Annotated in this window: 18 protein-coding genes and 1 tRNA gene; 8 read left to right on the forward strand and 11 right to left on the reverse strand. The window is 70.2% G+C overall.

Annotation, left to right across the window (positions count from 1 at the left end; genetic code table 11):
* Positions 1 to 76: 76 nt before the first annotated feature.
* Entirely contained in the window at positions 77 to 634 is a 558-nt protein-coding gene (locus MRBLWH10_RS13220) for a DNA starvation/stationary phase protection protein (RefSeq protein ID WP_341940226.1), read from the forward strand.
* A gap of 58 nt (positions 635 to 692) precedes the next feature.
* A complete protein-coding gene (locus MRBLWH10_RS13225) occupies positions 693 to 995 on the forward strand; it encodes a hypothetical protein (RefSeq protein WP_341940227.1) in 303 nt (100 codons plus the stop codon).
* A gap of 18 nt (positions 996 to 1013) precedes the next feature.
* Here MRBLWH10_RS13225 and MRBLWH10_RS13230 read toward each other — a convergent pair whose 3' ends face one another.
* Positions 1014 to 1361, reverse strand: a complete 348-nt coding sequence (locus MRBLWH10_RS13230; protein ID WP_105674748.1) for an ATP-dependent DNA ligase — start codon at positions 1359 to 1361, stop codon at positions 1014 to 1016.
* A gap of 78 nt (positions 1362 to 1439) precedes the next feature.
* Between MRBLWH10_RS13230 and MRBLWH10_RS13235 the strand changes: the two genes are divergently transcribed.
* The 3 genes from MRBLWH10_RS13235 to MRBLWH10_RS13245 all read left to right on the forward strand — a co-directional run bounded on the left by MRBLWH10_RS13235 (position 1440) and on the right by MRBLWH10_RS13245 (position 2839).
* Positions 1440 to 1772 (forward strand): hypothetical protein, encoded by a 333-nt coding sequence (locus MRBLWH10_RS13235; protein ID WP_105674750.1) that lies wholly within the window; start codon positions 1440 to 1442, stop codon positions 1770 to 1772.
* Between the two features lie 69 nt (positions 1773 to 1841).
* Positions 1842 to 2357 carry a hypothetical protein gene (locus tag MRBLWH10_RS13240; protein WP_341940228.1) on the forward strand — a complete coding sequence of 172 codons (516 nt, stop codon included), beginning with the start codon at positions 1842 to 1844 and terminating at the stop codon, positions 2355 to 2357.
* A gap of 68 nt (positions 2358 to 2425) precedes the next feature.
* A complete protein-coding gene (locus tag MRBLWH10_RS13245) occupies positions 2426 to 2839 on the forward strand; it encodes a CBS domain-containing protein (RefSeq protein ID WP_341940229.1) in 414 nt (137 codons plus the stop codon).
* Between the two features lie 106 nt (positions 2840 to 2945).
* Here the strand turns inward: MRBLWH10_RS13245 and MRBLWH10_RS13250 are convergent, their stop codons facing one another.
* Positions 2946 to 4676, reverse strand: a complete 1731-nt coding sequence (locus MRBLWH10_RS13250) for an FAD-binding protein (protein WP_341940230.1) — start codon at positions 4674 to 4676, stop codon at positions 2946 to 2948.
* Positions 4677 to 4747: 71 nt separating this feature from the next.
* Between MRBLWH10_RS13250 and MRBLWH10_RS13255 the strand changes: the two genes are divergently transcribed.
* Both MRBLWH10_RS13255 and MRBLWH10_RS13260 read left to right on the forward strand, forming a co-directional pair.
* Complete coding sequence (locus tag MRBLWH10_RS13255) at positions 4748 to 5683, forward strand: LysR family transcriptional regulator (RefSeq protein ID WP_181155898.1); 936 nt, start codon at positions 4748 to 4750, stop codon at positions 5681 to 5683.
* Positions 5684 to 5877: 194 nt separating this feature from the next.
* Positions 5878 to 6453, forward strand: coding sequence for a dihydrofolate reductase family protein (locus MRBLWH10_RS13260; RefSeq protein WP_341940231.1), 576 nt, complete (start codon positions 5878 to 5880; stop codon positions 6451 to 6453).
* 86 nt (positions 6454 to 6539) lie between these two features.
* Here the strand turns inward: MRBLWH10_RS13260 and MRBLWH10_RS13265 are convergent, their stop codons facing one another.
* From MRBLWH10_RS13265 to MRBLWH10_RS13290, 6 genes are all read right to left on the reverse strand, one after another.
* Positions 6540 to 9893 carry an SbcC/MukB-like Walker B domain-containing protein gene (locus MRBLWH10_RS13265; protein ID WP_341942593.1) on the reverse strand — a complete coding sequence of 1118 codons (3354 nt, stop codon included), beginning with the start codon at positions 9891 to 9893 and terminating at the stop codon, positions 6540 to 6542.
* Positions 9890 to 10552, reverse strand: a complete 663-nt coding sequence (locus MRBLWH10_RS13270) for a DUF4194 domain-containing protein (protein ID WP_223587109.1) — start codon at positions 10550 to 10552, stop codon at positions 9890 to 9892. Before MRBLWH10_RS13270 ends, MRBLWH10_RS13265 begins: the two co-directional genes overlap by 4 nt.
* Entirely contained in the window at positions 10545 to 12008 is a 1464-nt protein-coding gene (locus MRBLWH10_RS13275) for a DUF3375 domain-containing protein (protein ID WP_341940232.1), read from the reverse strand. The genes MRBLWH10_RS13270 and MRBLWH10_RS13275 overlap by 8 nt, the downstream gene beginning before the upstream one ends.
* Before the next feature lie 56 nt (positions 12009 to 12064).
* Positions 12065 to 12361, reverse strand: a complete 297-nt coding sequence (locus MRBLWH10_RS13280) for a hypothetical protein (protein WP_341940233.1) — start codon at positions 12359 to 12361, stop codon at positions 12065 to 12067.
* Positions 12362 to 12507: 146 nt separating this feature from the next.
* Positions 12508 to 12580, reverse strand: a tRNA-Arg gene (locus tag MRBLWH10_RS13285).
* 64 nt (positions 12581 to 12644) lie between these two features.
* Positions 12645 to 13262, reverse strand: a complete 618-nt coding sequence (locus MRBLWH10_RS13290; protein WP_341940234.1) for an asparagine synthase — start codon at positions 13260 to 13262, stop codon at positions 12645 to 12647.
* A 134-nt stretch (positions 13263 to 13396) separates the two neighbouring features.
* Between MRBLWH10_RS13290 and MRBLWH10_RS13295 the strand changes: the two genes are divergently transcribed.
* On the forward strand, positions 13397 to 14236 hold the full coding sequence (locus MRBLWH10_RS13295) for an SDR family oxidoreductase (RefSeq protein ID WP_341940235.1): 840 nt from the start codon (positions 13397 to 13399) through the stop codon (positions 14234 to 14236).
* Position 14237: 1 nt separating this feature from the next.
* On the opposite strand, the gene MRBLWH10_RS13300 is transcribed toward MRBLWH10_RS13295, so the two are convergent.
* From MRBLWH10_RS13300 to MRBLWH10_RS13310, 3 genes are all read right to left on the reverse strand, one after another.
* Entirely contained in the window at positions 14238 to 15095 is an 858-nt protein-coding gene (locus MRBLWH10_RS13300; RefSeq protein ID WP_223587114.1) for a hypothetical protein, read from the reverse strand.
* Positions 15096 to 15100: 5 nt separating this feature from the next.
* Positions 15101 to 15346 carry a hypothetical protein gene (locus MRBLWH10_RS13305; protein WP_341940236.1) on the reverse strand — a complete coding sequence of 82 codons (246 nt, stop codon included), beginning with the start codon at positions 15344 to 15346 and terminating at the stop codon, positions 15101 to 15103.
* Positions 15347 to 15420: 74 nt separating this feature from the next.
* Positions 15421 to 17658, reverse strand: coding sequence for a heavy metal translocating P-type ATPase (locus tag MRBLWH10_RS13310; RefSeq protein WP_341940237.1), 2238 nt, complete (start codon positions 17656 to 17658; stop codon positions 15421 to 15423).
* Between the last annotated feature and the right edge of the window lie 5 nt (positions 17659 to 17663).

Genomic DNA, 17663 nt, shown 5'->3' on the forward strand with positions numbered 1-17663 from the left:
ACCGGCATCCGCACTTAGCGTGAGCCGTTCACGGACGACGTGACGACAGACCCACCACGAAGGGACGGCGACGCACATGAGCGCTGCAGACATCAAGAAGACCGGCAAGACCGCGACGAGATCGCCGCGGTCGTCCACCGCGCGGCGCACGGCGAAGGAGGGAGCAGAGTCGGCGTTCACCGCCTCGGCCGCGCTGACGGACGACCTCCAGCGCGTCCTGGTCGATCTCATCGAGCTCGCGAGCCAGGGCAAGCAGCTGCATTGGAACGTCGTCGGCAGGAACTTCCGCGACACGCACCTGCAGCTCGACGAGATCATCGACGCGGCGCGCGGCTTCGCCGACACGATCGCCGAGCGGATGCGGGCGCTGCACGCGCTCCCCGACGGGAGGAGCGCCGTCGTGGCGAAGAGCACCACGCTCGCCGACGCGCCGCAGGGGGAGATCCTCACCAGCGACGCCATCGATCTGATGACCGCCCGGCTCGACGCGGTCGCCGCGACCTGCCGCGATGTGCACGACGAGGTCGATGAGGAGGATCCGACGAGCGCCGACATGCTGCACGCGATCCTCGAGAGGGTCGAACAGCTCTCCTGGATGGTCAGCGCGGAGAACCGCACTCCGAAGACGAAGTGACGACGTGCCGGAGGCGGCTGTCACCCGCCGCCTCCGGGCATCGGCGATACTGGGCGGTATGGGCAGGCTGAAGTACGACGGCACCTCGGGGCCGATCCCGATCGACGATGTCACTCTCGCGCACGTGAAGATCGTCATCTCGACGAAGCTGCGGCGTCAGGAGAGCTTCATGCTCACCTGGAGGCCGCAGGGCGACGGGCCGGACGCGCGCATGACCATCTGGATCCATCCGGCGATCCCCCTGCAGTTCGGATTCGACCACGCCGAGATCCCCGCGCTGGATCCGTCGCGCGTGACGGCCATGATGAATCGGCTCAACGCCTCGGGCGAACTCAACCTCGATCAGCTCGATCTCCCCTGACCCCGCGCCCGCTGCGCCTCAGATCGGCGGAGTGACCGGCACCTCACCCGACCCCGGCTCCGAGCCGGCCTCCGCGGGCTCCGGCACCAGGTAGAGGCCGCTCGGCGCGTTGGCGGTGAACGCGAGCGCCTCGATCCAGGCCCGATTGATCGACGGCTGCCTGCTGCCGAAGTACTTGAACACCAGGGCGCTGCCCGGCTGGATCCACACGGTCGTCCGCCCGCCGCCCACGCTCGCGTCCTCACGCCAGCTGAACGGGAACGGCTCGCCCCGACGCAGCTTCGCCGTGATCACCAGCTGAAGGTGCGTGAGGGCGCGATCCTCGATCTCGGTCTTCACATCGCCCTCGTAGACGAACTTGCCCATCCGCTGTTCTCCTCGACTCGATGACAGAGGCCCGACGAATGCTGTCGGACCAAACCCTCTCTGCGTAGCGTAGAACGCATGGGCATGTTCTATTACGGCAACGCCGACGATCCGATCCACATCGACGACCTCGCCCTGGCGCACCTCAAGGTGGTCGTGGCGACCAAGCTCCGTCGCAACGAGAGCTTCACCCTGTCGTGGGCGCACCCGGAGGGCGACGTCCCCGGTCGCTCGACGATCTGGCTGCATCCGTCGATCCCGCTGCGGTTCGTGTTCGACGATCCCACTCCCCCTCCGCTGCAGCCGGAGTGGATCGCGGCGATGGCGAACTCCGCGAACTCCTCCGGCGGGATCGTCCTCGTCACGGCCGACATGATCTCCAGCGAAGACGGGATCACTGCGGAGGACTGAAGTCAACCCCCTGCGCCACAGCATCCGCGTCTGCCTAGCCTGAGGGCCGACACGGAGGAGGTGCGGTCCATGGACGCACGAGACGACCGCGGTGCAGACGACGTCGGCATTCCCGACGACGAGGGGTACGTTCCCACGACCACCCACGCGGAGTGGGGAGCAGGGTCGCCGCGCCTGCGCATCGCCCGCGACGACGACCGCGCCGAGTACGCGATCGAGTCCGACCTGGTGCGGATCGGCTCGGCCGACGACAGCGACCTGCGCCTCGCCGACACCGAGCCGCTGCACGCCACCATCACGCACGACGAGCGCGACGAGTACGTCCTCGAGCTGCACGGGGAGGGCGAGATGAACGCCAGCCCCGGCACGGATGCCACGCACGGAGGCGCCCGCACGGAGACGCTCCGCACCGGAGCCCGGTTCACCGCCGGACCGTGGACCCTCGTGTTCGCCCGCGAGGAGTTCGCCGACCACGGACGCCCGTATGGAGGACGAGAGGGAGGCGAGTACTCCGATCAGCCCGTGCAGCCCCCGCGGCCGGACTACTCGGACGGCCCGGAGCGGGATCCGCGCACCGGCGCCTGACACGGCATCCGCGGATCACGGCGCATCGCAGGACATCAGGACGAACGATCGAGACGAGAGGGAAGACGATGACCACCGCACGAGAGATCATGACCCCCAGCCCGCGCTGCATCGGCGAGAACGACTCGCTGCAGATCGCCGCGACACTGATGGCCCAGCTGGATGTCGGCGCGCTGCCGATCTGCGGGGAGGACAGCAGGCTGAAGGGGATGCTCACCGACCGCGACATCGTCGTCGGCGCGATCGCCGCAGGCCTCGACCCCGACAGCACGCCCGCCGGTGCGCTCGCCAAGGGCAAGCCCGTGACGGTCGCCGCCGACGATGACGTGCGCGTGGCCCTCGACCTCATGCGGGAGCATCAGATCCGCCGTCTTCCCGTGATCGAGGATCACCTGCTGGTCGGCATCCTGAGCCAGGCGGACGTGGCGCTGTCGCTGTCGGCGGCCGCGACCGGCGCGACCGTCGCCGACATCAGCCGCTGACGTCCCGCCCGCTCCGGTCGCTCCGGGTTCGCTCCGGTCGCGAAAGATCCCGCTCCGGGGGAACCTGAGCGGGATCTTTCGCGACGGGAGCTGGTGGAGCGCCGGGCTACTCGACGAGCTTGCCCTTCGTGTCGACCTCGCGCATCAGCTCGGCGATCTCGGCGGGGATCGGCGGGATCTCCTCGCGCGTGATGCCCTCGCGCGGGCTCCAGACGAGGTTGACCTGCAGCGTCGGGTCGGTGTCGGGGAAGTCGCTGCGGTTGTGGCATCCGCGGGTCTCGCGACGCTCCAGCGCGGCCTCCAACGTCGCGCGCGCCGCCAGCGCCGAGGCCTTGAGGTCGAAGGCGTGAGAGAGGTCCTGGAACCCGGCGATGTCGGGGTGGATGCCGACGTCCTCCATGCGCCCCTCGATGAGGTCGAGCTCGGCGAGTCCGGTGCGGAGCCCCTCCTCCGAGCGGACCACTCCGGCGTAGGCGGTCATGGTGTCGCGGATCGCACGCTGCAGGGCGCGCACGTTCTCCCGCCCGTCCGCGGCGAGGAGGTCGTCGATCTCGGCCCGGGCCTGCGCCACGGCATCCGCCGAACGGCGCTGGGCGTCGAGGCCTGCGGCGTGCGCCATCGCGGCCTGTCCGACGATCCGCCCGTACACGAGCAGCTCGATGAGCGAGTTGCCGCCGAGGCGGTTCGCTCCGTGCAGACCGCTGGACGCCTCGCCGATCGCGTACAGCCCGTCGACGTCGGTCTGGTGATCCTCCGGCCGCACCCACACGCCGCCCATCGAGTAGTGGGCCGTCGGGGCGATCTCGATCGGGTCGGTCGTGATGTCGAGCATCTGCAGCTCCATCATCGTCTGGTAGACCCGGGGCAGCCTCGTCATGATCGTCTCGCGGGGCAGGTGCGAGACGTCGAGCCACACGCCGCCGTTCTCGGTGCCCCGCCCCTCGGCGATCTCGGTGTACGCGGCGAGCGCGACGCGGTCGCGGGTGGACAGCTCCATCCGCTCCGGGTCGTACTTCGGCATGAAGCGCTCGCCGAGGGCGTTGCGCAGGACACCGCCCTCGCCGCGGGCGGCCTCGGAGATGAGGGTGCCCGCCGCGTTCTCCGGCTCGATGATGCCGGACGGGTGGAACTGCACGAGCTCGGGGTCGCGCAGGCGGGCGCCCGCGTCGACCGCGAGCCGGAAGGAGTCTCCGGTGTTCTCGTCGCGGCGGGAGGAGGTGCGCCGCCAGATGCGGTTGTGTCCGCCGGCGGCGAGGATCACGGCATCCGCGTGGATCAGGTACCGCGTGCCGTCGGCCTGGTCGAATCCGTAGGCGCCGAACACGACGTTGTCGCGCACGAGGAGCCGCGTGATGTAGACGCCGTCGAGGATCGGCACGTCGAGCTGCTCGGCCCGCCGCACGAGGGTGCGCTGGATCTCGAGGCCCGTGTAGTCGCCGGCGAAGGCGGTGCGTCGGAAGGTGTGGGCGCCGAAGAAGCGCTGCGAGATGCGGCCGTCGTCTTCACGGGCGAAGTCCATGCCCCAGCGCTCGAGGTCGCGGATGCCGCGCTCGGCGCCCTGGGTCACGATCTCGACCGTGTGCGGGTTGGCGAGCAGGTAGCTCTCCGTGATGGTGTCGGCGGCGTGCTGCTGCCAGCTGTCTTCGGCATCCATCGTGCCGAGGGCCGCGTTGATGCCGCCGGCGGCGAGTGATGTGTGCGCGTCGTTCCGCGGTCGTTTGCCGACGGCGACGACGTCGACGCCGTGCTCGGCGATCTCGATCGCCGCTCGCAGCCCCGATCCGCCCGTGCCGATGACGAGGACGGTGGTGGAGATCTGACGTTCGCGTGTACTCATGTCGGCCACGCTAGTTAGGGTCGCCTAATAACTCCAATGCATAGTCCGAGTCAGAATCATGCGGCTAAGCTATGGCCATGAACCTGGAGCAGCTGCGCGGCTTCGTGGAGGTCGCCCGGCTCGGGCACTTCACCAGAGCCTCCGAGAGCCTGCACCTGGCGCAGCCCTCGCTGAGCCGGCAGATCTCCACACTCGAGCGTGAGCTCGGGGCCGAGCTGTTCCACCGGGCACGCGGACACATCGCCCTCACCGCCGCAGGAGAGACGCTGCTCCCCCGGGCGCAGCGGATGCTCGCCGAGGCCGACGCCATCCGCGAGGAGATGGGCGAGCTGGCCGGGCTCCGCCGCGGACGCGTGCGCCTCGGGGCTCCGCCGACCCTGTGCATCAGCCTCGTCGCCGAGGCCCTCAGCGCGTTCCACTCCTCCTACCCCGACGTCGACCTCCATCTCACCGAGAGCGGCTCCCGCCTGCTCGTCGAGCAGCTGGCGGTAGGCGCTGTCGACATCGCCCTCATCACCGAGTCGACGGCGCAGCCCGTTCCGGGGGTGAGCCTCACACGTACCCCTCTACTCGCCGAGGAGCTGGTGGTCGTGTCATCCGCCGCCCATCCCCCGATCGCCGAGGACGCGGTGATCGACATCCACCGGCTGTCCACGCTGCCGCTCATCGTCTTCGACGACAGTTACTCCCTGCGGACGACGACGGATGCCGCCTTCCGCGCCGCCGACCTCACCCCGAACGTCGTGCTGGAGGGGGCGGAGATGGATGCCGTGCTCCGCTTCGTCGAGCGCGGAGTCGGCGTCGCCGTCGTGCCCGCCATGGTGCTGCTCGATCGACCCGAGCTGCGGTCGGTCCGCTTCGCGCACCCCTCGATGACGCGCACGATCAGCCTCGCCCACCGCTCTGACGTGACACCTGCGCTCGCGGTGGCGGCGATGCGCCACGCGATCATCTCCACGGCGACCGAGGTCGCCCGCCGCGACCCCGCCATCACGAGCCTGCTCTAGCCGTCGCGCCCACCGCCCCGCCGCGCCCACCGCCCCGTCGCGCATGGTGGGTGCCTACGCATCCGATCCGCCATTCTCGACGCTCCTGAAGATCGCCGGACGAAGATTCGGGACGGATGTCGATCCGCGCGCATCTCGTTCGACGCAGTAGTGAGACGATCGAACGGCGGTCGTCACCGCAGAAAGGAAGCATCATGGCCCGCGAACTCGTCTACACCGGATTCATCACCGTCGACGGCATCGTCGACTCCCCCGGAGGCACCGTGGAGGGCCACCGCAGCGGCGGCTGGGTGTTCGACACCGCGTTCGACCCGGCCGCGTACTCCCTGAAGGGCGAAGAGCTGGCCGACACCACCGCCCTCGTGTTCGGCCGCCGCAGCTACGAGGCGTTCTCGGCGTTCTGGCCGACCTCCGAAGACCACGCCGCTTACCAGGAGCTTCCGAAGTACGTCGTCTCGTCGACCCTCGACGAGAGCGCGCTGGTCGACGGCTGGGGCCCGACGATCATCCTCCGCTCCTCGGAGGATGTCGCGCGCCTGAAGGAGTCAGGTGAGGGCGCTCTCTTCATCCACGGCAGCGCCGAGCTGGCCCGCCGCCTCGGCGAGGATCGCCTGATCGACCGGTACAACCTGCTGATGTTCCCGTACCTGCTCTCGGGCGGCAAGAGCATCTTCAGCTCCGAGGACCGCGACCGCCAGAACCTGCGCCTCCTCGACTCCGAGGCCTACGCGAACGGCGTCGTCAAGCTCGTCTACGCCGTCGAGCACTGAGCGCTCCCGCAGTCCGCATCCGGTGAGCCGTCGGCGGACGGCTCACCGGATGGCGCTTCAGTGCTCTCCGTCCGGCGCCGCCCCGCTCACCCGATATCCGGGAGCCCGACCTTCGCCTTGGCCCAGGAGCGGCCCCTGGTGTCCTTGAGGATGTCGTACTCGACGTCGACGTGCGGCTCGATCGCGCTGTACTTGTCGTTCGGCGCGCCGATGACGAGCTGGAACCCGAGCCCGCGCCACGCGCCGATCGCCCGCTTCGTGAAGTGCGCGTCGGCCTTGATGAGCGCCTCGTCCATGAACACCGGCGCGTAACGAGGACGCGGGGCGCCGGCGTCGCCGAGCTGGTAGCGCAGCGCGGCGCCGACGATGAACGCCACGAGCTCCTGCGACTCGCCTCCGGACTTCTCCCCGATGTGGTCGTAGAGGGCGACATGCTCGCGAGTGACGGCGTGGATGCGCTCCGCGCTCACCCGCACGTGGTTGCGCACGTCGATGAGCTCCGCGAAGTCCGGAGCGGTGCGCCGCATCCGCCCGATGAGACGGCTCATCCTGCGGTAGACGGCATCGCGCTCGGCATCCGTGGAGGCGGCCTCGATCAGCTGCCTGACCTCGCGGAGCTCCCTGAGGAATCGCTTGCGCGCCTCGGACTGGTTCTCCCGCGGCGCGATCTGCAGCCGGTGATCGTCGTCGTAGAAGGGCAGCTCGGCCATGATCCGGTTGATCGGCTCGATGCGGTCCTTGATCTCGCGACGGGAACGGGCGAGCGTGGAGTCGAGGCTCGTGAGGTCGTTGCCGGAGAGCTTGAGGAGACTGTCCCGCCACTCGATCTCGAGCTCGTGCAGCCCGTTGGTCTGCAGCGCCTCCAGGATGCTCTCGAACTCGGCGACCGACTCGTCCGGGTCGGGCAGGATCGTGAGGTCGTTCCAGCGCTCCAGGAAGCCCGTCATGAGCCGGCGCATGCTCTCGCGCTGCTCGTCGTGGGCCTCCGCGGCGGCACGACGATCCTCGAGCAGACGCTGAGCGGCGGTGCGCAGGGCAGTGTCGAGGTGCGCGAGCCGCTGCGCGGCGGTCGGGCTCGCCGCGTCGACGAGCAGGAACCGGGAGTCGAGGAAGGACGCATGGCCGTTTTCCAGCGCGATGCCGCCGGCGTCGGCAGCATCGATGACGCTCTGGCAGGTGTCGACCTCGTCCGTGACCTGAGCCCAGTGCGCCTGCGCCTGCTCCAGGTCGCTCGCCAGCCGAGCCTCCTCCTGGCGGAGACGACCGGCGCGGACCTTCAGCTCATCGGCCTGCCGCGTGAGCTGCGCGATCTCGGGGTTCCCCTCGGTGACCTCCGCCTCGACGGCGAGCCAGCGCGTGCGCTCCGCCTCGACCGCAGCGACGTCGATCTGCTCCCAGGTGAGATCCTCGATCCTCGCGAACGCCTTCGAGCGCGCCTCGATGCGGTCGAGCGCGGTCTCGGCATCCTGCGCCGCCGATGCCGCCTCCTCGTACCGGGAGGCGAGCTCCTGCAGCTGCTCGTCGAGCTCGCGCAGCCGACGGTCGTTCGTGAAGCCGAGCAGGTTGCCGCGGCCCTGCCCGCCGTGCGCGCCACGGCTACCCTGCGACACCTGTCCGGTGATCGTGAGCGCCTTCTGATGGTCGCCGAGCTGCGCCGAGGAGTCGACGCAGACGTACCCGAAGCGCTCCTGCAGACGCTGCTGCAGCCATCCGGTGAACGGGCTCTTCTGGTGGTCGAGGCGACCGGGGAGCGTCTTCGCGTCTGCGGCGCGCAGCTCGGCCAGCCCGGTGTGCACGCCCTCGTAGTTCAGCCGCTCCGGAGTGCGGATGCCGTTGATCGCCGCGCGGAAGCCGTCGAGATGGGCGACGTCGATCAGAAGCGTCCTCGCGAAGCCGCCGAGGGCGAGGTTGAACGCCTCGCGCCAGGGCTCGAACTCGGTGCGCACCTCGACGAGCTCGCCGACGAAGGGCAGCTCGCTCGGATCGAGCCCGGCCGCCTCCGCCAGCAGGTTGCGGGACTCGTCCAGGTGCGCGGGGATGCTGCTGCGCATCCGGCTCGTGCGGTCCCGCTCACCCTGCGCACGATCCAGCTCGGACTTCGCCGTTCGACGCGCGGTCTCGGCGTCGGCGAATTCGGCACGCAGGTCGCGCACCGACACACCGGGCGCCGCGCTGCGGGCTCCCTTCACGAGAGCCTCGAAGTCCGCCGCAGACGACACGTCGGCGCCGAGCTCCTTCGCGACGAGGTCGAAGCGCTCCCGCTCGCGGCGCACCTCCTCCAGGCGACGCTCGGCGACCCTGAGCTCGCGCTGCGCCGTCTCCAGCCGGTCTCCGCCCGACTGGCGCAGCACGTCGAGAAGACCCTCGCGCTCCACGTCAGCCGCCTCGACGAGCGCGCGCTTCTCCCGGACGGAGAGCTGCAGCGAACGCGTGCGGTCGCCCAGCTCCGTCTCGACCTCACGCAGCAGACCGAGGCGACGCTCGGCACTCCACAGTGCGGCGAGAGACGACGGCTCGGAGAACACGCCCACCTCGTCGATCACGCGCACGCGCTCTGCTGCCGCCGCGATCCGCTCCTTGATGCCGCGGATCGGCTCGAGCGCGCTCACCTGCTGCTTCGCGGTGAGCATGCGCGTGCGCGTGCTCTCGAGTTCGTCGAAGTGCGCGACCACGGCATCCGCCGTCGCCATCGTCTCCGGCTCTTCGAGCACGAGCTTCTTGTAGAGGTCGTCGACCGTGGTGATCTGCTGACCAGCCTGGATCCGCGCGAGGAGGCTGATCGCCTTCGCACCGGAGCCCGCGGCGCCGATGCCGAGCACGGCGTGCAGGCGCGCGGAGAACTCGCGATCGGTGGCGAGGGTCTCCAGCCCGGCGTCGCGGACGGCGGCGTCGGAGAGGCGCTGCGCCGCGGCCTGCTCCAGCCGCGCCAGATCGAACGGGCCGTTCACGGTGGCGCGCACGCGGACGGTGTCTTCGAGGACCCGCGCGTCGGCGGGGATGTACCACGCACGCACCGCGGTGAATCGGGTCCCGTCGTGGTCGAGCCACGTCGTCGCGATCGCGCTCCAGGTGTCTTCGCCGTCTCCGCGGAGGACCCGCAGCTTCGTGCCGTCCTCCGTGCGGGACTCGTCGATCTTGCCTCGACCGTAGGACAGGATGTTCCGCTGCTCGTCTCCGCGCGGGCGGCCGGTGACGCCGCCGTTCGATGCGCCGTTGAAGGGCGTCGTGTGCGGCATCATGAGCGCGATGTAGGCGTCCATCAGCGTGGACTTGCCCGACCCCGATCCACCGCAGAGCAGGGTCGCGTAGGGCGAGAATCGCACGCGGTGCGGTCCGCCGTCGTATCCGCCCCAGTTGATCAGCTGCAGGTCTTCGGCGACCCACTGCTGCCCCCGCGAACCGGCGGGGATGAGTCCGAAGAGCGTGTCCACCATCGTCATCGCGCGACGACCTCCTGCGATCGCAGCCATTCTCGAAGCTCCTTGAGCGTCTCCGCGCTGAGGACGACCTCGACGAGGGCGCTGATCCGGTAGCGCCCGCTGGTCTCCTCGTGCACGATGCCCTCTCGGTCGAGGCGGTCCAGGGCGTTCCTGATCGCCTTCTGCTGCCTGGCCGTGCTGCCCTCGACCTCGGTGAAGTAGCTCAGCACGGTCTGCTCGACGTCTTCGACGTCGATGCGGACGGATGCCTCGCCCGCGGCCGACTCGCGCTGGTAGACCGTGCGCAGATGCACGAGCACGAGGGTCTCGGCGCGCGAGTACGGGGTGTCCTTGAGGAGGACGGGCATGTCGATCTCGTCGGAACGCAGCTGCTGCTTGTAGGCGAAACCGCGGCCGTGGTCGACGACCAGACGGAGGTACAGGTCGTTCAGGCGCGACTCGATCACCTGCTGGTGGTCGAGCAGCAGCGTCCACTCGCGGCGGTTGCGCTCGGCGGCGATGAACCGGCGCTGGAGGATGTGCACGAGCACCCGTCGGATCTCGGGGTCGAGCGTTCCGCGGTCGCCCGGGAAGTGCTCCTCGATGTCGTCTTCCATCGCGACCGGGGAGATGAACGGATCATCGACCGGCGCCGCCGTCTCGAAGTCTTCGTCAGTCATGTGCTTCTTCCTTCGTGGTGCGAGCCGTGACCGCACCGAACGCGAACCGTCGCGTGGTGCCGTCCGGACGCAGGGCGACGACCACCGACACGTCGTCGCCCTCGCTCATGCCGTTGCGATGGGCGATCTCGAGCAGGCCGAGGAGGTCGACAGGGCGGCGGGTGTCGTCTGCGGCGTGCGCGAACGCCGTGCCGAGGTCGAACTCCTCCCCGAGGCCCGCGACGTACTCCTCCAGCTCCGCGTACCGCGGCCCGCCCCAGGCCCTGGTGTCGGCGTCGACGAACTCGACGTCGTCGGCGTCCGCGAGCGGAGCCGGGGCTCCGGGCGGGCGGACGTCGCTCGAGGTCTGCCGGAGGTGACCGAGATCGACGAGCGGCATGCTGCGCACCGGCTCGGCGACGGACCCCGCACCGCTCCACGCGTGGAGGCCGGCGATGACGTCGCGCAGTAGGTCGTCGATCTGACGGTCCCGCAGGGGGTCGTGGGTCTTCACCTGTCCTGTGATGACGTGGGATGCGCGGCGCTGTGCCGCCAGCACCTCCTCGACGCCGAGCTCGACCCTGCGGCCGATCGCGTCGAGCTCGGCGCGACGGCTCCCGTCGAGCATCCGCGCGAACGGCTGCCTGAGCAGGGTGTGGAGCTGGTCGTTGAGCGCGTCGATGCGCTCCGGGTCGCCGATCAGCCGCAGCGCGCCGGAGAAGGCGCGCCCCTCGGGGGTCGACTGCATGACGTCCTGCGCACGCTGCAGGTACTCGCGGAGCACCTCGCCCGTCGGCCGTTCGTCACGGCGCAGATGGGCGACGACGTCGCGCTGCATCGCCTTGAGCGACTCCGCCACCCGGGTGAAGTCGGCCGGCAGCTCGCGCGCCAGGTGGAGGACGTTCTCGGCCTCTTCGAGCAGTTCCTCGTCGTCGAGGGGGTCGGCATGGCCGGACTCCTCGATCCGCGCGATCTCCGCGTCGAGCAGAGCCCGCTCCTCATGGAGGCGGGCGAGACGACGTGCGGGGTCAGCCTCCGCGCTGTCGGCCAGGTGCTCGACGGCCTCGAGGAGGGTCCGGACGCGGGAGTTGGAGACGCGGGTGCGTCCGCCGCCCGTTCGCCCGGCGATCTCCAGCGCCTCCACGGCGTGCGCGGAGAGACGGTACACCTCGACGTCGTCGTCGATCTGCTGCACCAGCCAGCCCAGACGGACCCAGTGCCGGCACACGTCGCGACCGCTACCCGCGGGCACCCGGCGGTCATCTTCGTCATCGTCCGCCGCCCTCAGCTCATCGAGCACCTCGGTCAGCTCGGCATGGGCTTCGGCGATCGGGACGGAGGCGCGATCCGCCGTGAACAGGATCGAGAGGGAGGCGACGACGAACGGCGCGAATCGGCCGTGGAGAAGGTCGAGGGTCGGCGTGCTGAACGCCGTGACAGCGCGGGAGTACGCGGCCTCGGCTCGGGATGCAGTCACACCTTCGAGATTATCCTGAGCGGCGGACGGGAGCCGACAGCAGGCTGGGCGAGCGACTACCGCTCTTCCCCGGATGCGGGCGCCCTCTCCCGGGCGAACTGACGCTTCACCTCCACGGCGCCGAAGACGAGGGTCAGCACGAAGATGAGATCGAAGATCACGGCGAAGACCGTGAACGAGATCCTCTCCGTGTCCGTCTGAGCGACCTCGCCGAACCACCCCAACACGGCGACGACGGTGAAGCACGCGGCGATCGCGCCGAGAGGCACAAGAGTCACGACTCCCCACACGATGCGTCGTGCCGCCGTGCGCGGCGGTCGGCGCAGACCCGCATGGAAGAGACCGGAGGACACGCTGCCGATACTAGCGGCCGTCCTCTGCCGGATGACGGCCGCAGACGGCGCTCCCGCCGCTCGAACCGTGGGACTCATAGCGCCCGTCAACGCAGAAACGGCCCCCGCCGAAGCGGAAGCCGTCTCATCACTGTCTCAACACAGTGTGCGCCCGAAGGGACTCGAACCCCTAACCTTCTGATCCGTAGTCAGATGCTCTATCCATTGAGCTACGGGCGCCCAGCCCGCTCAGCGGGCCGTGGAACAGCCTACAACAGTCTCCGCCGGAAAGCGAAACGGGGCCTCAGTCGCCCTTCGACGACCCCTTGGAGGCTTTCGCGGACTCCTTCTCGGCCGCCTTCTGCTGCTTCTTCCTGCGCTTCTCCTTGGCCCGCTGCTCCGAGGACAGCGCCTGCAGATCGACGAGCCTCAGCGCCTGCATCCGCGCCTCGCGCATGCGCTCGTAGTCCGGGTCCTGGTCGGGGCGCATGCCCTCCACCTTGAGGCGACGATCGAGGTTGTGGCGCACGTCGGCCCACGCGGCCTTGCGGGCCTCCTCGACGATCACCCCGAGCTCTTCGGGGTCTTCCATCATCTCGCGCAGCTTCGCGGCGACGCCGTGCGACTGCTTGGCCCTGCGCTTGAGGTTGCGGACATCGCGATCGCGGTAGTCGTGGGTGCCGACCGGGTCGGAATGCCGGCCGCGGGCGCGCTTGCGGAGGGCGTTCAGCGCCTTCTCCGACTCCTCGGCCTCCTCGGCCATCGCGCGGAGGGCCTCACGGGTGTCGGCGATGTACTTCTCGGTGTCGAACACGCCGTCCTCGGCGATCGTCCCGACGAGGATGTGGTTCTTCACGGCGAGGCGCGCGGCAGAGGTCGCGATCGCGACGCCCTCAGCGATGGCATCCGCAGTTCGTCCCACCGCAACCTCCTCTCTCACGAGCGTAGCGGTTCCCCTCCCCCGGCTGGTCGGTCAGAATGGATCACGATCAGGAACTCCCCGCCTGCGACGAAGCACGAGGGCGCACACCCGGAAACGCGCCAGGAGGAGGATGCATGCAGCGTCTCGCCCTTGCCGGAAGCACGACCGTCATCACCGGCGCGGCCAGCGGGATGGGCGCCGACATCGCGCGCCTGCTGGCCGCCTCCGGCGCGCATCTCGCGCTCATCGACCACAACGCGGAGGCGCTGGATGCCGTCGCCGCCGAGCTCGCCGGCACGACCGTCACCACGCACGTCGTCGATCTCCGCGACGACGACGCCGTGCTCGCGGCATCCGCCGACATCGTCGCCGCCCACCCTCGGATCAACGCGCTGATCACCTGCGCCGGATCGTCGATGCTCGGCAGCCTCGAGCAGCTGACGATGGAGGAGATGCGCTGGCTCGTCGACGTGAACCTCTGGGGCACGGTGTCGATCACGAAGGCTCTGTTGCCGGCGCTCAGGGCGGCGCCGGCCGCGCACATCACGCACCTCGCCAGCGTGTATGCACTGGCAGCGCCGGCGGGGCGGATCCCGTACTCGCTGAGCAAGTTCGCCGTCCGCGGCTTCTCCGAGGCCCTGCGGCACGAACTGGAGGGCACGTCGGTCACCGTCGGGGCGGTGTACCCCGCAGGCGTCCGCACGGGCATCATCCTGCACGGCCGCTATGCGGCCGCGATCGACCCGGCGGTGGCGGCGAGGGCGGCCTCGGCGCAGGCGGCGATGTACCACACCGAGCCTGCGGATGCCGCGGCGCAGATCGTCCGCGCGACCGAGCGGCGCCGCGCGCGCACGATGGTGGGCAGGGAGGCCGGGCTCATCGACGTGCTCGTGCGCCTCGCGCCGCGCTCCTACTGGAAGGCGATGCGGCGGCCGCTCCGCGAGGCGATCGACACGACGACCCCGATCTCCTGACTCAGCGGACCGCGCCGACCCAGATCCCCGACGCCCAGGCCTGCTGGTCGGCGTCGCATCCGACCGCCCCGGGGAAGCCTCGCACGACGGCCATGCAGTTCGCGAGGAACTCCGGGTCGCTGCCGAACATGGTCTGATACGTCGATGACGAGGTCAGTGCACCCCACACCTGGAACTGGTAGATGTGCGCGAGCTCGTGCGCCATGGCCCAGTTCAAGCGATCGGCGCTCCAGCCGACGATGCCGGCGCTGTACTTGATGTAGCCGTTGCTGTTGGCGCACGCCGCCGCGCTCCCGCCCGCGCACGAGGTCGACTCGTACAGACCGACCCCGGCACCGCCGACCCGGTCGAGCGCCGCGCGCACCCGCGCATAGCCGTCCGGCCCGCTCGATGACCACGCCGGTCCCCCTGGTCCGCTCCGGGCCGACTGGGCCGCCTGCCACGTCGCCACGTCGCCCGTCACCTTCGCCGTGAGCGCATGCACCGTCGCGGTCGCGGCCTGCACGACCGCGGGGTCCTTGCGCTCGGCCAGCACGGACTGCTGCGCCGACAGCGCCGAGGCCCTGGTCGCCGAGGTGTCGATCTTGCCCTCAGCACCGCTCAGCGCCGAGGTCAGCGCGGCGACCTCCGTGGTGAACGCGGGCCTGACGGCGAGCACGGCCGCCCTGTCCGCGGCATCCTTCTCCGCGGCATCGATCAACCCGTGCAGGTGGTCGGAGCGCCCCTGGGCGTCGTCCAGCGACGCCACGACGGCACGCAGCTGGGCGACGGTCTCCGCCCGCTCCGCATCGAGGGCGTTCGCCCGTCCGACGACGCCCGCGGCGACGACGACCGCGAGTGCCGCCGTGACCGCCAGCATCCGCCTCACTGCAGGAACCCCGTGACGTCGGAGAGCTGCGCGTCCTGCTCGGCGATCCGCGACTGCAGGGCCGCCAGCTTCTCGGACAGCCCGTGGTTCGCGGCCCGAAGCTCGGCGACCTCTCCGCGAGCATCCTCGACGGCGGTCTTGGCCTCCTGCAGAGCCGCCACGCGCTGCTGATCCGCGGACACGACGAGGACTCCGCCGCCGATCACCAGCAGCCCCCCGACGACCACCGCGATACTCCGCATCTCGCTCCCCAGAACGCATGACTTCCGGAAAGAATCCGTGTAGCGCTAAATATAGCTCCGCACCTGGGGCGCTCCTAGACCGTTCTCATCCCGGGCGCGGCGCTGCGGAACCGACGCAGTCGGAGGCTGTTCAGCACCACGAACACGCTCGAGAACGCCATGGCGGCACCCGCGAGCATCGGGTTGAGCAGACCGAGAGCCGCGAGCGGGAGCGCCGCGACGTTGTACGCGAGGGCCCAGAACAGGTTGCCGCGGATCGTGCCCAGCGTGCGGCGCGCGAGCCGGATGGCGTCGACCGCTCCCCACAGGTCGCCCCGCACGAGCGTCAGATCGGATGCCTCGATGGCGGCATCCGTTCCCGTGCCCATGGCGATGCCGAGGTCGGACGAGGCGAGAGCAGCGGCGTCGTTCACGCCGTCGCCCACCATCGCGACGACCCTGCCCTGCGCCTGAAGCGCGGCGACCTCGGCGACCTTGCCCTCGGGGAGCACGCCGGCGCGCACCTCGTCGATGCCCACCTGTGCGGCGACCTGCGTCGCGGCCGTCTCGTTGTCGCCCGTGAGCAGCACGGGGGTGAGGCCGAGGCCCCGCAGAGCCGCGATCGCGTCGGCGCTGCTGGGCCTGACCTGATCGGCGACGACGAGGATGCCGCGCACCGCACCGTCCCACGCGACGGCCACGGCCGTGCGCGCCTCGGACTCCGCACGCTCGAACGCCGCGGCGAGATCGGCCGGAAGATGCAGCGCCCAGTCGGCGAGCAGCGACGGGCGCCCCGCGATCACGGCGTGCGCGTCGACGACACCCGAGACCCCTCGACCCTGCGCGTTCTGGAAGTCGGACACGGAGGGGAGGTCGCCGAGCTGCTCGACCGCAGCCCGCACGATGGCCTGCCCGATCGGGTGCTCGGATGCCTCCTCGACGGCGGCCGCCAGCCGCAGCACCTGCAGACGGTCTTCGCCGGCTGCGGGGACGACATCGAGCAGGGTCATGCGTCCGCTGGTCACCGTGCCGGTCTTGTCGAGCACGATCGTGTCGACGCGACGCGTGGACTCCAGCACCTCCGGGCCCTTGATGAGCACGCCAAGCTGGGCTCCTCGGCCCGTGCCGACGAGAAGCGCCATCGGCGTCGCGAGACCGAGCGCACAGGGGCACGCGATGATGAGAACGGCGACGGCGGCGGTGAACGCCGCAGCGGCGCCTCCTCCTGCGAGAAGCCACACGGCGAGGGTCACCGCGGCGATCGCGAACACGATCGGCACGAACACGGCCGATAGGCGGTCGGCGAGGCGCTGCGCCTCCGCCTTGCCCGACTGCGCCTCCTCGACGAGCTGCGCCATGCGAGCAAGCTGCGTGTCGGAGCCGATGCGCGTGGCCGTGACGAGCAGGCGGCCGCCCACGTTGACCGTGGCGCCGGTGACCGTGTCGCCCGGCGTCACCTCGACGGGGACGGACTCGCCGGTGAGCATCGAGGCATCCACGGCCGATGAGCCGTCCCGCACGATGCCGTCGGTCGCGATCTTCTCACCAGGGCGCACGACGAACACGTCTCCGACGAGGAGCTGAGACAGCGGCACCCGCGTCTCGACGCCGTCTCGGAGGATCGCGACGTCCTTCGCACCCAGCTCTCCGAGTGCCCGCAGGGCGGCGCCCGCGCGGCGCTTCGACCGCTGCTCGAGGAACCTCCCGAGCAACAGGAACATCGTCACTCCGGCGGCGACCTCGAGGTAGATGCTGCCGAGCCCGTCGCCGCGCTCGATCGTGAACCGGAACGGGTGGGTCATCCCCCACATGCCCGCAGTGCCGAAGAACAGCGCGTACAGCGACCACAGGTAGGCGGCCGTGACGCCGACCGAGATCAGGGTGTCCATCGTGACGGCGCGGTGGCGGGCGTTCAGCCAGGTCGCGCGGTGGAAGGGCCAGGCGGCCCAGGTGACGACGGGGGTGGCGAGCACGAGCGACGCCCACTGCCAGCCGGGGAACTGCAGCGGCTCGACCATCGCGAGGACGATCACGGGGATCGCCAGCGCCGCGGCGACGATCAGGCGCAGACGCAGGATCCGATACGCGGCATCGGGCTCACCGTCGTCCTCCTCGCGCGGGAGCGCGGCGGAGTAGCCGGTGCGCACGACCTCGGAGATGAGGTCGTCGACGTCGATGCCCGGTGCGGCTTCGACGTGCGCCTTCTCGGTCGCATAGTTGACGGATGCCGTGACCCCGTCGATGCGATTGAGCCGCTTCTCGATGCGCGACGCGCACGACGCGCACGTCATGCCGCCGATCTCGAGATCGTAGGTCGCTCCTGCGCCTGCCATGATCG

The sequence above is a fragment of the Microbacterium sp. LWH10-1.2 genome (genome assembly GCF_038397765.1).
GTDB lineage: Bacteria > Actinomycetota > Actinomycetes > Actinomycetales > Microbacteriaceae > Microbacterium > Microbacterium natoriense.